Source organism: Oleiphilus sp. HI0043, assembly GCF_001634935.1.
In genome coordinates this window covers 1-15,475 of record NZ_LWEY01001888.1, presented here as the reverse complement: position 1 = coordinate 15,475, position 15,475 = coordinate 1, and the positions used below count along the sequence as shown (strand labels likewise).

The window sequence follows — 15,475 nt, the reverse complement described above, 5'->3', positions numbered from 1 at the left end:
TGTGTAAAGACGGCTTATTTTTGGCGGTGATTCGCGTGCCAGGATTGGCTTTCTTAGAGAATAATAATATTTAGTGTCCTAAGGAGTGCTCTATGTTGGATGATTCTGATCCAATTGAAACCTCGGAATGGTTAGAAGCTATTCAGTCTGTAATCGATAATGAAGGTATGGAGCGAGCGGAGTATTTGCTTGCTTTACTATCTGAGAAGGCTCGCAAGTTAGGTGGTGAGTTACCATATTCAGTGACGACGCCGTATTGCAACTCAATTCCTACTGACCAAGAAGCTCGGATGCCCGGCGATTTGTTTATGGAACGTAGGATTCGCTCTCTTATTCGCTGGAATGCAATGGCGATGGTACTCAGGGCAAATAAACGGCCGGGGGAACTAGGTGGACATATATCCTCGTTTTCTTCGAGTGCGACACTTTACGATGTTGGCTTTAATCACTTCTTTCACGCGGGAAATGATAAGCGCGAAGCGGATCTTATATATATTCAAGGGCATACTTCGCCAGGTATCTATGCTCGTTCCTTTATCGAGGGGCGGCTTTCTAGAGAGCAAATGGATAATTATCGAAATGAAGTAGATGGAAATGGTTTGCCATCATATCCTCACCCCTGGTTAATGCCTGATTATTGGCAGTTCCCAACGGTATCTATGGGCTTAGGGCCCTTACAAGCCATCTATCAAGCGCATGTGATGAAGTACTTACATAGTCGAGAGCTTACTGATAAAAGCAATCGAAAAGTCTGGTGCTTTGTAGGCGATGGCGAGACAGATGAGCCTGAGACGCTTGGCTCCATAGCTCTAGCGGGGCGAGAAAAACTCGATAACCTGATATTTGTCGTGAACTGTAACCTTCAAAGGTTGGATGGGCCTGTTAGAGGAAACGGTAAAATTATTCAAGAACTTGAAGGGGTATTCCGCGGCGCAGGGTGGAATGTTATCAAGGTTATTTGGGGACGGATGTGGGACCCTCTGTTTGATCAAGATACTGATGGCTCGATGCAGCGCGCGATGGATGAAGTGGTTGATGGCGAGATGCAAAACTTTAAGTCAAATGGTGCGGCTTATACGAGGAAGCACTTCTTTGGTCGCTATCCGGAGCTTGCCAAGTTAGCTGAGCAATTGAGTGATCGGGATATTGAGCAACTTAATCGTGGCGGGCATGATCCTTACAAGGTTTATGCTGCGTATCATAAGGCGGTTAATCATAAAGGTCAGCCGACCGTTATTCTGGCGCACACGATCAAAGGTTATGGCTTTGGTAAGGTTGGTGAAGGAACAAACAGTACTCACTCGCTGAAGAAACTTGATGTCGAAACACTTAAGGCATTCCGTGACCGGTTTGGGGTGCCTGTCAGCGATGACGATATAGAATCAATCCCTTACTATCAGCCATCAGCAGACAGCCCTGAAGCTGTCTATATGAAAAAACGCCGAGAGGAACTAGGTGGATTCTATCCAAAACGGCGTGCCCAGAGTCAGCCTTTGGTGACGCCTGACTTGAGTTTTTTCAAGAATCAACTAGAGGGCAGTGGTGAGAGAGAAATCTCAACTACCATGGCCTTTGTTAGAATGCTTTCGTCCTTAACTAAGGACAAGCGTATCGGTAAGCGCGTCGTGCCAATCGTGCCGGATGAAGCGAGAACCTTTGGTATGGAGGGAATGTTTCGTCAACTTGGCATCTATACCTCTGAAGGTCAAAAATACGTGCCGAATGATAGTGATCAGGTGATGTACTATCGTGAAGATCAAGGTGGACAGATTCTGGAAGAGGGGATTAATGAAGCGGGTGCAATGGCTGCATGGATGGCCTGCGCAACCTCATATAGCACTCATGATTACCCGCTCATACCGTTCTATATTTACTACTCAATGTTTGGGTTTCAACGTGTTGGGGACTTCGCGTGGGCGGCGGGCGATATGCGTTCTCGCGGCTTTCTTGTTGGTGGAACTGCAGGTCGAACAACGCTCAACGGAGAAGGGCTGCAGCATCAAGATGGACATAGTCATATTATGGCAGGAACGATACCGAACTGTATCGCTTATGACCCCGCCTATGCCTGTGAATTAGCGGTGATTATTCAAGATGGTTTACGTCGTATGTATCAGGAGAATGAAGACGTTTATTACTATTTGAGTATTATGAATGAAAACTATAAACAGCCTGCTTTGGTCAAAGACTCCGAAGAGGGAATCCTGAGAGGGATGTACTTATTCGATACCCTTAAACCTAAGGGGCGAGGAAAGAAACTCAGCGTTCAGTTAATGGGTAGTGGTGCCATATTAAATGAAGTTAGAGTTGCTGCCGAAATCTTGCGTGATGAATATAACATCGCAAGTGATATTTGGAGTGTCACTAGTTTTAATGAATTGGCGCGAGATGGCATGAAGACCGTTCGTTGGAATATGTTGAACCCGGATAAAAAGAAAAAAGTAAGCTATGTCGAAACTTGCTTGGGTGAACGTGAAGGACCAGTGGTGGCATCGACTGACTATATCCGCCTTTATGGCGAGCAGATTCGAGCATACTTACCGAAGCGCTATACGGTTCTGGGGACTGATGGTTTTGGCCGGAGTGATACTCGGCAGAAATTAAGACAGTTTTTTGAAATTGATCGACACTATGTCGTGGTGGCGGCTTTGAGTGCACTTTCTGAAGAAGGGAAGGTTGAAGCGAAGGTAGTGCTAGATGCGATGCGCAAATTCGGTATTGACCGAAATTGTCTAAGTCCAACTCAACGATAACCAGGAGACGATGATGAATTCGATAGAAGTCAAAGTCCCCAATGTCGGAGTTGAGGGCGAAGTAGAGGTTGTAGAGGTCTGTGTATCTCCTGGTGATGAAATTGAGGTGGACAGCTCACTTATTGTATTGGAATCGGATAAGGCGACCGTTGAGGTACCCAGTCCATGTGCGGGGAAGGTTGAATCAGTTTCTTTGACAGTAGGAGACAAAGTCAGTGAAGGTTCCTTGGTACTGGTGATGGAACCCTCTGAGGGGAACGCTCAGCTTGAGGAATCAGCTTCGGAAGAGAAGAGTCCGGGCGAAACACCGCAAAGTGAGCTTGTTCAGGTAGCTGTACCGGATTTAGGCGGAAGTGAATCGGTTGAAGTCATTGAGGTCTTGGTTGAAGTAGGTGATGCCTTAGAGTGTGATCAGGCGATGATTGTGCTGGAGTCTGATAAAGCAACCATGGAGATACCTTGCTCTGAGTCGGGTATTTTGCAAACGCTTAATATCAAAGTTGGAGACAAGGTTTCCAAAGGTGATATTATTGCAGAGCTCAAGGTTGAAGGTGGTTCATCAGCAGCGAATGCTAACGAAGAAATCAGCAAGCCTAGCAATGAAAATAAGCCCAAACCTGAGCATGACACTGATGCCCGGGAAGAGACAATCGTAAGTGAGGATGATGCGCCTGCGGTGCTGCCTCAGATTTCAGGAAGCAAGGTTCATGCAGGTCCTGCAGTTCGTAAATTTGCGAGAGAGCATGGAGTTGAGTTGTCTCGAGTAAAGGGTTCCGGGCCTCGAAGTAGAATTCTGAAAGAGGACTTAAGGAAATATATAAAGTCTCAGGTCCAGGCTGCGCAAAGTGGTAACCAAGGGGGGCTAGGTCTTCCTGAAATTGCTTTGCCTGACTTCTCAATATTTGGAGAAGTTGAAATCCAGCAGATGGATAAACTTCAGCGCCTTACTGCTAAGAATATGCAGGCCAGTTGGCTAACGGTTCCGCATGTTACGCAGTTTGATGAGGCGGACATTACAGACCTTGAGGCTTTTCGAAAAGGCCACAAAGCACAGGCTGAGAGTCGCGGCGTAAAGCTGACACCGGTAGCCTTCATTATAAAAGCGTGCGCTTATGCTTTGCAGCAGCTACCGCAGTTCAATGTTTCACTCGATATAAAAAACGAGAAAATTGTACGTAAGAAATATATACACATCGGCTTGGCAGTAGATACGCCTGCTGGCTTGGTTGTTCCGGTTATTCGCAATGTCGACCAAAAAAGCCTTTGGGATATTGCCCAGGAATGCCAGTCTTTGGCAGCCAAAGCGAAAGACAGAAAGTTGTCGCCAGCGGATATGCAGGGGGCATGTTTTACTATTTCTAGTTTAGGTGGTGTGGGCGGTACCGCCTTTACACCAATTGTAAATACACCGGAAGTGGCGATCTTAGGGGTATCGAAAGCGCAAATGAAACCGGTTTGGGATGGCGGTGAAGCCTTCAAACCACGCTTAATGTTGCCACTGTCTTTATCTTATGATCATCGAGCAGTTAACGGAGCCGATGCTGCGCGTTTCACAACTTTATTGTCACAGGTGCTAGGTGACTTGCGAGAGTTGTTATTGTAGGAAAAATTGTACAGAATGCGGGCAGTCATTAAATAATAAATTCAATAAATAGCTGTAGGCTGTCAATTAATTAGAGTAACTTCCATAATGGAATTTAAGACCCAGTTCATAAGCCGAGAAGATAGACGTATCGCTCGGCAATCTTTAAGCGGGAAGCACGGTTTCCAGGCGATGATTCGTCTGGAGCATAAAAGCCTCTCGGTTTCCCTCACAGACTTCTCAAGTTTGGGCTTTGCTATCTCGGTTTCAAAAGAGCATGCTGATGATCTGAAAGTGGGAGGGAAAATAGAAGTATTAGTAAGCCCCTTGATACACCACGAGTACCTGATTAAAGGGCTTATTATAGACCGGCAGCCCATCAGGCAGGGGCAGGTAAAAATTGCGGCGGTCATTGAGCACGAACAGAGCAGTAAGCACGACCGTTTCCATCCTATCCACTTAAGTGCCGAACAAAGCCTAAAAGGACAAATGGTTCACCCTTTTGTCTACAAACAAAACGCCTATTTTGAGGTGGAGAGTTTGTCTCGCAATGGCTTCTATGCAAGCGGGATTCACACAGAGTTTACCTTGTTTGAAGGTATGGAGCTGAAGTATAGCTTGGGTTCGATTCAAGAGCTTCAGAATGTCGTCGGTAAGGTGTCCAACGTTTCGTTAACGGATCAGAATAAAATTAGATGCTTTATTGAAACGCCCTCACTTTCGTATTTGGCAGAAGACGAGCTGGCTCAGCATTGCTTCCATTTTGCACAGAAGACGCCGCGAGACATTAGTCGAGCGGGTATGAATGCCCAGCATATTCAAGAGCTGGTTCAGTATCGTTTTGTTGAAACTCAGGCGGAGTACGAAGCCGTCTTGAAATTGCGTCGCAAGTCATACGCGAGTATGGGGATGTGTAACAAAGATGACCCTATTGCACGCTTTGCTATGCAGCAGGATGCTTATGGTCGGATATTGATTGCTTTTCATAATGAGCGCGTAATCGGTAGTGCTTTGCTGGTATTTGGTGAGCGAGGTGAGAAGCCATTTGAGCTTGACCAGTTATTACCAAAGAGCCTTTTTGCAAAGCTGCCTCAATATGAAGAGCTTATGGAAATTACCGCGATATGTATTGAAAAGTACTATCAGGACACCGACGTTCTGCATGGTGTGTTTGAAAATATGTACCGTGAAGGCTTGTCGGCGGGTAAGAAGTACGTAATGGTTTCGAGTCTCGATGATTGGGTCTATCGATACAAGAAAATGGGCTTTAAAGGTACTGGTCTAGTGCTCGATCACCCTAAAAAGCCAGATGTTCAATTGAATGTAATGCTTTTGAATAAAGACACGGGTAAGTCAGGTAAAGGAATGAATCCGGTTCGCTGGTGGGTAGTTTGGGGGCATGTCAGCCTGCACCTATATCAGCGTCGAATCATAGAGTATACGCTGTTACAAAAGTGTCGAGTGCACTTCAATCGTGGACTGTTTGAATTGAATAGAGCTTTTCGAAATGGTAAACGTTGGTTTCGCTAGAGGTCGCTTATTTGAGGAGTTTAGCTGACTGAGTGTGAGGCTTGTGAGAGAGGAAAAATTCAACCCCGGAACGGGGTTGAATGAGGAATTCTTACTATGCAGGGTTTACATTTTCAGCCTGAGGGCCCTTCTGGCCAGAGCCTTCTGTAAATGTAACTGCTTGGCCTTCTGCCAAAGTTTTAAAACCGTCGCCTTGAATATTGCTGAAGTGAACAAACAAGTCTGGTCCATTCTCACGCTGAATAAAACCAAAGCCTTTTGATTCATTGAACCATTTAACGGTTCCTGAAAGTGTTTCTGACATTATCTAACCTTTTCCATTTTAATTTACTATTCAATGAGTACTCTGTAATAACTTTATAGGGGTTACCTGAGAGGCTCATATTGCTGTTTGAATTACCTATTTGAAGGGCTCTTCATCCTTTTTATAACTTGGGACAGAAACCAGCTCTTGCGAATATTTTCAAACTCAAGTTCAAGTGTAGTCAAGGATTGGGCTTTGAACAAAGAACAATGCAGAAAAAATTAACAAATATGACCTAATCTAGGAATAAGGTGTGAGATAGGTTTATTTGGCTGCCTTAGAACGACTTTTCCGGGCTTTTTCGAAGATATCTACGGTTGTGTTGTTTGTAATATGCCCTATAATGCTGCCAACATTATAGGTGTACTATAAATATCAAATGAGAGTAGGTGCACTATAAATATTAAATGAGAGATGAGGTGTTAAGTGAATAAGCTAATCAAAGTGTTGCTATCAACTGTAATGACTATGGCAGTCGTGTTCTCTGTTAATGCAGCAATGGATGAAGACTCTATTCGTGATCGATTGAAGCCGGTCGGTAAAGTATGTGTTGAAGGTGATGACTGTGGTACAGCTGCTGCAGCCGTAGCGTCAGGGCCTAAAAGCGCAAAAGAAATCTATGACACTTCATGTGCAGCATGTCACGGTACTGGTGCGATGGGCGCTCCGAAATTTGGTGATGCAGCGACTTGGGCTGATCGTTCTGCAAAAGGTGTGGATGCTTTGATCGCTAATGCTATTTCTGGTGTAAACGCGATGCCTCCTAAAGGTACATGTATGTCTTGCTCTGATGACGAGATTGCTGCGACAGTTAACTATATTCTTGAAAACAGTAAGTAAGTTATTAATTAGCAATAACTAGAACTGCTGTTAGACACAAAAAAACCGGACTAGATTTCTCTAAGTCCGGTTTTTTTGTGTCTGCAATTTACTTAGCTTCTATCTCTATCACGGCTTCGATTAGCCTTTCCTTTACGGTCTGGCTTGCTTCCGCTACGTCGATTTGAGCGAGGCTTAGTGTTTCGCTTATTAGGGCTAGGCCTTAAAGAGCCTTCGTCAACTTCATCCATAGAGAAGTTACGCAGATTGATTGGCTTGTTCGCGACACGAGCTGCTTTAAGTAAAGATAAAACCGACTTAGGCATGCCGTCAGGTAAGTCTACCGTACTGAAGTTGTTGTATATCTCAATTTGTCCGATGTATTCGCTATCTAAATCAGCAGTGTTTGCGATAGCGCCGACGATATTGCCAGGTTTGACATTATCTTTATAGCCTACGTCCAAGCGGTAGCGAACCAGTTTAACATCTGGATGATCCCTTAGTGGGCGAGGAGCGGCTTTCAACTTATCCATACCGCCTCGGCTATCTCTTTCTCTTGGTTCCCTTGGTTCCCTTTCTCGCTCGGGTTTGTTGATCTTTCTATCGCTATTCGGATCAAGCAAGAAGGGACGATTACCATTATTGATATGAGCGAGTGCAGCAGCAATTTTGATCGGGTCTGCATGACTTTCTTCAATGAGCGTTTCGATGATCTCTTGGAAAAAGCTGGTGTCGTTAGACTCAAGTAGCTCCAGGATGTTTTTCTTGAACTGGTCTACGCGAATCTGATTAATGACATTCGCTGTCGGCACATCCATTCGTGTAATAGCTTGGCTCGTTGCCTTCTCAATAGAGCGAAGCATGCGCTTTTCACGTGGTGTGATGAAAAGTATTGCATCACCTGAACGACCGGCGCGGCCTGTTCGGCCAATTCGGTGAACGTAGGCTTCAGTATCGTAAGGAACGTCATAGTTGATGACGTGACTGATGCGTTCCACATCCAGACCTCGCGCGACAACGTCAGTTCCGATAAGGATATCGATGCCACCTTTCTTTAGGCGGTCTACTGTTTTCTCTCGGGCCGCTTGTGCTATATCGCCGTTTAGAGCCGCCGCCGAATAACCGCGAGCGTTAAGTTTTGACGCAAGCTCTTCGGTGGCAATTTTAGTACGTACGAAAATAATGACACCATCGTAGGTTTCCATCTCCAAAACGCGAGTCAAAGCTTCTAGCTTATCGATGCCGGAGGTCATCATATAACGCTGGTTGATGGTTTTTGCCGTCGCTGTTTTATCAGCGATTTTAATGATCTCTGGGTCTGTGAGGTGGTTCTGGGCTACTTTCTTAATCTCGCGAGGCATGGTCGCAGAGAATAGGGCGATTTGCCGATCCTCGGGTGTGTGTTCCAATACCCATTCAACATCATCAATAAAGCCCATGCGTAGCATTTCATCTGCTTCATCAAGTACTAAGGTTTTTAGGGTGTTGAGTTTCAGCGTCCCGCGTCGCATGTGATCCATGACGCGTCCCGGAGTGCCAACCACCACTTGTGCGCCGCGCTTGAGCTGGCGTAACTGGTTGCTATAGCTTTGGCCGCCGTAAATAGGAAGAACATGGAAGTTCTTCATGTGTTTCGCATAACTTTGACATGCTTCAGCAACCTGAATCGCTAGCTCGCGTGTAGGGGCTAACACCAATACTTGCGTTTCAGACTTGTTTGCGTCGATATTTGCAAGTAAAGGGAGGGCAAATGCTGCAGTCTTTCCGGTGCCGGTTTGAGCTTGACCCAAAATGTCTTTGCCGCTAAGAAGTGTGGGTATTGCTTGAGCTTGGATTGGAGAAGGGGTTTCGTATCCAAGATCCTTTACGGCTTTTAAGATATTTTCGGGGAGACCAAGTTGCTCAAATTGAGGCGTGGAGTCTGTCATAGTTAGGAATGCCTATCGATAAAATGGTTCTGACGCGAGGACAGAATAAAAGGGCGGCAATTATACGCAGATTTGAGAAAAAAAGCTTTGATTATTTTTTGATCGACTCTAAGGCTTCCTCTGCCCAGCTTAACCAGGCTTGTTCACCAATGATTCCGCGCCTTAGTGTAAGGTAGGGAAGTTTATAGTTGGCTTGCTTCTCTGGGGGCAGGCTTAAGTAGCTCTGCTCTATCGATAGAAGGCTTTGTAATGTCTTTTGGTGTAGCGCTTGATGCGCTTCAATTTCCTCTAACAAGTTGTTTTGATCGATAAGGTGGCCGCCAAAAACCTTTACCAAGAGGGCATCATTGGTTTTATTCGGTTTTACCTGCGCCGATAGCCATTGCTTGAGCTCTTCAACGCCTTTTGCTGTGATGTCGTAAACCTTTTTATCGGGTTTATCAGTCTGTTTTATATTGTTGCAGGAGATAAAATCCTGCTCTAAAAGAACTTTTAGTTGCTGATAAATTTGCTGGTGGCTTGCATTCCAAAAATACCCTAGTCCTTCTTTAAATTGTTTTAATAGGTCATAACCGCTGCCTGGTTCGGTTTCTAATAATACGAGAATGGCGTGTTTTAAGGACATGGCTCAGCTCTAAATTGAATAGACATTGGCTAGTATATATTATTTTTCAATATGCAATAAGTTGCATAATAATTTGTTTGCGAGGTAATATGTCGAAATAATGAGCTTGTCGTGAGCTTGGTTTTTTGTGTTTTTGACTGATTGATGCAGTGGAGAGAAATAATGGTGCGAACTGGAACTCGATATAGAAAAAACAAAGCAGATGATCATTATGATGTGATTGTTATTGGTTCCGGAATAGGTGGCCTGGCAAATGCGGCCTTACTCTCAAAGTTGGGAAAGAAGGTTTGTGTGCTAGAACAGCACTATACCGCAGGTGGCTACACGCACGCCTATGAGCGCAATGGTTATGAGTGGGATGTTGGTGTTCATTATATTGGTGAGGTTCATAAGCCTTGGACGGTGCTGCGCCGTTTGTTTGATGTGATCACAGATGGTCAGCTCAAATGGGAAGAGATGGACCCGCTTTTCGATCAAGTGATTATAGGCGGTAAAGAGTATAACTACCTAGCGGGAAAAGACGCTTTCAAAGACGAGATGAAGAAGAATTTTCCATCAGAGACTGAAGCTATCGATAAGTATGTGGAGCTTCTATATAGGGTAAGCTCTCTTGTGCCAAAATTCTTTGCCGGACAGGCAATGCCCAGAATGGCAGGTTTGCTCTATAACCGCGTTCGCCATAAATTTCTTCCGGATTATTTCTATAAAACAACTTACGAGGTGCTGAAAGAGCTTACTGATAACGAAGAACTTATCGGCGTCTTAACCGCTCAGTGGGGGGATTATGGTTTACCTCCTAAGAAAGCATCATTCATGATGCATGCGATGGTGGCGAAGCATTACTTGAATGGTGGTAGTTACCCGGTTGGGGGGGCAGCAAAAATTGCAGAGACAATTATTCCAGTGATTCAGCGTTCAGGAGGAAATGTCTTTACCTATGCTGGTGTGGATGAAATTCTCATCAAAAACAATAAAGCTTATGGCGTAAGGCTGAAGAAAGGTCAGGAAATTACGGCTGATGCAGTGGTAAGTTGCGCTGGTTTATATCCCACGGTGAATAAATTGCTGCCAGAGTCGGCTATCAAAAAGCATAAACTGAATAAGTTGTTAGAAAGAGTGGAGATTTCCTCGTCGCATATATGTATTTACGCGGGCTTTAAAGGTACGGCAAAAGAATTAGGGATACCTAAGAAAAACTTCTGGATATACCCGACGAGTGATCATGATGACAATGTAAGTAAGTTCAATGAGAGCTTGGAAGCAGAACTGCCGCTTACCTATATTTCTTTTCCTTCAGCAAAAGATCCAAGCTGGAATGAACGCTATCCTGGAAAGTCTACGGCAGAGATTGTAGCACCCTGTAAGCCAGAGTGGTTTGCGGAATGGGAAGGGTCGACCTGGAATAAGCGCGGGGAAGAGTACGAAGCGCTTAAGGTGAAGCTTACTGAAAAATTGATGAATATGCTTTACGAGCAAATGCCACAATTAAAAGATGCTCTTGATTATGTTGAGCTTTCGACGCCGCTTTCGACTCAATGGTTTCAATGGAATGAAGAAGGCGAGATTTATGGTATTGACCATAGCGTAGAGCGCTTTGAACAGGCGTGGTTGCATCCGGTAACGCCGATTAAAAACTTCTACCTTACCGGTGCTGATGTAGTGACTGCGGGTGTTGGTGGCGCATTGATGGCAGGTGTGATGACTGCTAGCGCAATGATGGGGGTAAAAGGCTACAAGGTTATGGGGTTAATAAAGAAGTGGCAGCCAGAACAAAATACGGAAGAGGCTTCGAAGGAATCGCTTCAAGCGGGGTAAATTCCACCTAATATTTTGCTCTTGCTTGCTCCCGTAACGGAGCAGGCATTGCCTGGCAGGTTGTTCAGTGTTTGTCTTGCTAACCAGGCGAAAGCGCTGGCCTCAACCAATTGCGGGTCTATTCCCAGGTCGAGGGTTGAACTTAAGCGATAGCTTGGAAGCAGGTTTTGGAGGCGAGTCATTAGTAGTTGATTATTGATGCCGCCGCCGCAGACGAAGATGTCGCAGCCATCACCATTAGTGCTGGTGATGATGCTGTTACTAATTGTGCTGGCCGTTAGCTCGAGTAGCGTGCGCTGAATATCTTCGCTTTGGAATGTGCTGTTTGCAATCTTATTGGCTATCCATGCTGAGTTAAACAGTTCTTTACCGGTGCTTTTGGGTGCTGTTTGTTTGAAATAGGGCTCGTCGAGAAAACCCTGTAATAAATCTTCGATAACAGACCCTGTGCTCGCCCAGTCGCCATTATGATCGTACGCTTTCTTTAAGCGGCTTTGAATCCATAGGTCCATAAGCATATTTCCGGGGCCTGTGTCGTAGCCGGATAGCTTGTTCTTTGTTTTTGAGAGCACTGAAATGTTCGCGATGCCGCCAATATTGGCAACGATTCTCGTTTCGTTTGAGTCGCCAAATACTGCTTGGTGAAATGCGGGGACTAATGGTGCGCCTTGCCCCTTCGCGGCCATATCTGCCATTCTGAAATCGGTAATCGTCGTGATATTAGTGATGTGGGCGATTGTACTTGGGTCGCCTATCTGGAGTGAAAAGGGTTTGCTTGACTCAGGGCGGTGTCTGATTGTTTGTCCGTGACAACCGATGGCGCAAACATCGCTACTATTCTTGTTGGCTTTCTTGAGTAAATCGTTCACGGTTTCCGCAATAGCTTCACCTAGCTCGACACTGGCTTCGCCAAGGCGGTCTATCTCATTGTCGCCTGGTAGTGACAATGACTGAAGTTTCGACTTAAGCGAGCTTGAAAATGGTGCGCTAAATGATTCAATGCCGGTGGTTTTGTTTTCAGATATTGAGGCAAGGACGGTATCGATTCCGTCCATGCTGGTGCCAGACATGACGCCTATATATAGTTTGTCTGCCATATCAGGGACTCTATCTGTACTTACTGATTAGAGGCGACTTGATAACTTTCTGAAAAGGTCTCGAGCTGTGCCAAGTGTGAGTGTGTTGCTTTCTTAAAGCGAGCAAGCTCCTTTTTAGGGATAGGGCTCGCGTGTGGCAGTTTCACCTTTAGAGAGTTTTTGTGGACACCGTTAACTCTAAATTCATAATGAAGATGGGGCCCTGTTGAACGTCCTGTGCTACCGACATAGCCAATGATTTGGCCTTGCTTAACGCGCTTGCCCGAGCGGATGCCGCGTGCGTAGCCATTCATGTGAGCATAAAGAGTGGTGATGCTTTGTCCGTGTTGGATGATGACAGTTTTACCGTAACCACCTTTTCTGGCTGCATGAATAACCTTGCCGTCACCAGTAGCTTTGATTGGCGTGCCGGTCGCCGCGGCGTAGTCAGTGCCTTTGTGCGCTCTGATTTTATGTAGAATAGGGTGCTTGCGACGCAGGTTGAAGCGTGAGGAGATGCGAGCGAAGTCGACAGGCGTTCTGATAAAGGCCTTCCGCATGCTTTTTCCGTCAGGAGTAAAGTAATTACTAATGCCGTTTTCTTGTTCATAGAGGACGGCAGAAAGTTCTCGTTCACGGTTGTGGAAGTTGGCCGCTAAAATTCTGCCGTTTTTGTACTTTTCTCCGTCTAGGTATAACTCTTCATAGATTAGGTTGAACTTGTCGCCGGAGCGGATATCTAAAATGAAGTCGATATCCCAGCCGAAAATATTGGCTAGCTCCATAATCTGCGACTGTGAGAGCCCGGCCTTTTGCCCTGCAAGGAATAATGAGCTTTCTATAGTTCCCTCACCGTAGGCGATATGAATATCCGGGGTGCGAGTAACAACTTCTTTAGTGAAAGAATTGTTTTCATCCCGTTTAAATACAATTGACTTAAGGGGGGAGCGAACCAGTTTGATTTGGGAAAGTTGCTCGTTCTCATCGTTAAGAAAGGCGATTTTTTCGCCAGGGTAAATGTTAGCAATCTGCTTTGCAGCTTTCGACGAGTGTATAACGGAGTACATGATTTTATCGTTGTACCCGGCTTTAGCAAACAGTGTTGATAATGTATTGCCTGATTTGATATCAAAACTCTGCCAGTTTTCGACTTTAGGCGTTGGGCTGGCAATCAGGGGCTGCTGGCTGGGCTCTTGCGTGTTTAATGCTTTAACGCTCTCGCTGCTAGACAAAACCTGGTTATCTAGATCAATCTCGATGGACGTTCTGGTTGCATTGACTTTGCTGCTAGGGCTCAGTGCAAGTACAAGTGTCATTACCGCGCCGGTGAGGCTGGCGGCTATCATGTGCTTTTTTGGAAAGGCGTGAATCAACGTCTGGCCTGCTTTAATTAATTGCTTTACTCAATAAAGTGAGTATTAATGCTTTTTAGAAGTCACATAAAAATGTGAAAATCTGTTAAATATTCCTATAAGTATAGTTGTAAGCTGGGTTCAAGCAAAGTCAATGTTTGTTTATAAAGCTTACAGTAATGTTAAAGATGATATACTTGTTTGTTTTTTGATGTCGCGATTGTTTCTCGATTGTTATTGGTATGCGTTGAAAGGTGAAGTTTAAGATGGGATCGGTTCAAGAAGCTCTAGAAATTATTAAACGCGGAGCTGAAGAGTTAATAGTAGAAGAAGACTTAGTAAAGAAGCTTGAGGCGGGGAAGAAACTTCGTGTCAAAGCTGGATTTGACCCAACTGCTCCAGATTTACATTTAGGGCATACGGTACTCATTAATAAGTTGAAGCAGTTTCAGGATCTTGGTCATGAGGTGCTGTTCTTGATTGGTGACTTTACCGGCATGATTGGTGATCCTACCGGTAAAAGTGCTACACGGCCGCCTTTGACTGAAGAGCAGGTGGCGCAAAATGCGCAGACCTATAAAGAGCAGGTGTTCAAAATTTTAGATCCTGAGTTAACAGCGGTCATGTTTAACTCAGAATGGATGTCGAAGATGTCTGCTGCGGATATGATCAAGCTGGCCGGGCAATATACTGTAGCGAGAATGCTAGAGCGTGATGACTTTAGTAAGCGCTTTAAAGGGGAGCAGTCCATTGCAATTCATGAGTTCTTGTACCCGTTAGTGCAAGGTTATGACTCGGTTGCAATGGCGGCAGATGTTGAATTGGGTGGAACTGACCAAAAGTTCAACTTATTAATGGGGCGTACTTTGCAGAAAAATGCGGGTATGGATCCTCAGACAATTCTAACGATGCCTTTATTAGAGGGTTTGGATGGTGTCCAGAAAATGTCCAAATCGCTCAATAACTATGTGGGTGTGAATGATGCGCCGGGTGAGATGTACACGAAGTTGCTATCGCTACCTGATGAAATGATCTGGCGCTACTATGAATTATTAAGCTTTAAGTCATTGGCAGAGATAGAGGTTCTTAAACAAGAGGTTGCGCAAGGGAGAAACCCGCAAGAGGTTAAAGATCTGTTTGCGCGCGAAATCATTGAGCGTTTCCATGATGCGGAGTCGGCGGCGACTGCGCATAACTCGGCAGGCAACCGAGTCGGTTTGGGTGAGATTCCAGATAATGTTCCGGAAGTTGATGTTGATGCTGAGGGGCAGTCGGAGTTGCCAGTATCTGCTGTACTAAGAATGGCGGCTTTGGTAAAGAATGGTGCAGCAGCTAAAGATGTCTTGGGTCGCGGTGCAGTCTATGTAGAAGGCGAGAAGGTAGAGGCGAGCTTGAAGTTGTCGGTGCCTGGTATATATGTGATTCAGGCGGGCAAGAAAAAGATAGCTAAAGTCTCGTTAAAATAGCGTTACAAACTAATTTATAAAAAGTTTGATAAAGGTGTTGACCTAAAGAATCAGCTCTATATAATGCGCACCTCCTTAAGGCGAACCGCTTCGAAAGCGGCGAAGTTTGAAGGAGATAGAGGATAAATTAAGTGATTAAAATCAGTAATTTATCTTCGCTTGTTAAAGGTTTTGGTTTTCGGTTTTGAATTTAAATTTCTTCGAAAACAAATTAAAAAAAATCGT

At 45.0% G+C, this 15,475-nt stretch carries 11 protein-coding genes; 6 read left to right on the top strand and 5 right to left on the bottom strand.

Annotated features, from left to right (window positions below; all coding sequences use genetic code 11):
- Positions 1-92: 92 nt before the first annotated feature.
- The 3 genes from aceE (at position 93) to A3729_RS28930 (ending at position 5,865) form a co-directional block, all read left to right on the top strand.
- On the top strand, positions 93-2,753 hold the full coding sequence (gene aceE / locus A3729_RS28940; RefSeq protein ID WP_068634550.1) for a pyruvate dehydrogenase (acetyl-transferring), homodimeric type: 2,661 nt from the start codon (positions 93-95) through the stop codon (positions 2,751-2,753).
- A 10-nt stretch (positions 2,754-2,763) separates the two neighbouring features.
- On the top strand, positions 2,764-4,356 hold the full coding sequence (aceF, locus tag A3729_RS28935) for a dihydrolipoyllysine-residue acetyltransferase (RefSeq protein WP_231872189.1): 1,593 nt from the start codon (positions 2,764-2,766) through the stop codon (positions 4,354-4,356).
- An 87-nt stretch (positions 4,357-4,443) separates the two neighbouring features.
- Positions 4,444-5,865: a hypothetical protein gene (locus A3729_RS28930; RefSeq protein ID WP_068511734.1), complete on the top strand. Its 1,422-nt coding sequence runs from the start codon at positions 4,444-4,446 to the stop codon at positions 5,863-5,865.
- 94 nt (positions 5,866-5,959) lie between these two features.
- Here A3729_RS28930 and A3729_RS28925 read toward each other — a convergent pair whose 3' ends face one another.
- The gene (locus A3729_RS28925) at positions 5,960-6,169 is read right to left on the bottom strand and encodes a cold-shock protein (RefSeq protein WP_068511735.1); all 210 of its coding nucleotides are present in this window, start codon (positions 6,167-6,169) and stop codon (positions 5,960-5,962) included.
- Positions 6,170-6,595: 426 nt separating this feature from the next.
- Between A3729_RS28925 and A3729_RS28920 the strand changes: the two genes are divergently transcribed.
- Complete coding sequence (locus A3729_RS28920; RefSeq protein ID WP_231872168.1) at positions 6,596-7,009, top strand: cytochrome c5 family protein; 414 nt, start codon at positions 6,596-6,598, stop codon at positions 7,007-7,009.
- A gap of 92 nt (positions 7,010-7,101) precedes the next feature.
- Here the strand turns inward: A3729_RS28920 and A3729_RS28915 are convergent, their stop codons facing one another.
- Entirely contained in the window at positions 7,102-8,916 is a 1,815-nt protein-coding gene (locus A3729_RS28915) for a DEAD/DEAH box helicase (protein ID WP_068634549.1), read from the bottom strand.
- Positions 8,917-9,007: 91 nt separating this feature from the next.
- Positions 9,008-9,541 (bottom strand): PadR family transcriptional regulator, encoded by a 534-nt coding sequence (locus A3729_RS28910; protein ID WP_068513060.1) that lies wholly within the window; start codon positions 9,539-9,541, stop codon positions 9,008-9,010.
- A 162-nt stretch (positions 9,542-9,703) separates the two neighbouring features.
- On the opposite strand from A3729_RS28910, the gene A3729_RS28905 reads away from it, so the two are divergent.
- Positions 9,704-11,356, top strand: a complete 1,653-nt coding sequence (locus A3729_RS28905) for an NAD(P)/FAD-dependent oxidoreductase (protein ID WP_082880411.1) — start codon at positions 9,704-9,706, stop codon at positions 11,354-11,356.
- Here A3729_RS28905 and A3729_RS28900 read toward each other — a convergent pair.
- The gene (locus tag A3729_RS28900) at positions 11,344-12,453 is read right to left on the bottom strand and encodes an anhydro-N-acetylmuramic acid kinase (protein ID WP_068513055.1); all 1,110 of its coding nucleotides are present in this window, start codon (positions 12,451-12,453) and stop codon (positions 11,344-11,346) included. The genes A3729_RS28905 and A3729_RS28900 overlap by 13 nt on opposite strands.
- A gap of 20 nt (positions 12,454-12,473) precedes the next feature.
- Positions 12,474-13,748, bottom strand: coding sequence for an OapA family protein (locus tag A3729_RS28895; protein WP_197476256.1), 1,275 nt, complete (start codon positions 13,746-13,748; stop codon positions 12,474-12,476).
- A gap of 302 nt (positions 13,749-14,050) precedes the next feature.
- On the opposite strand from A3729_RS28895, the gene tyrS reads away from it, so the two are divergent.
- Positions 14,051-15,250, top strand: coding sequence for a tyrosine--tRNA ligase (gene tyrS, locus A3729_RS28890; RefSeq protein ID WP_068634548.1), 1,200 nt, complete (start codon positions 14,051-14,053; stop codon positions 15,248-15,250).
- Positions 15,251-15,475: the final 225 nt, after the last annotated feature.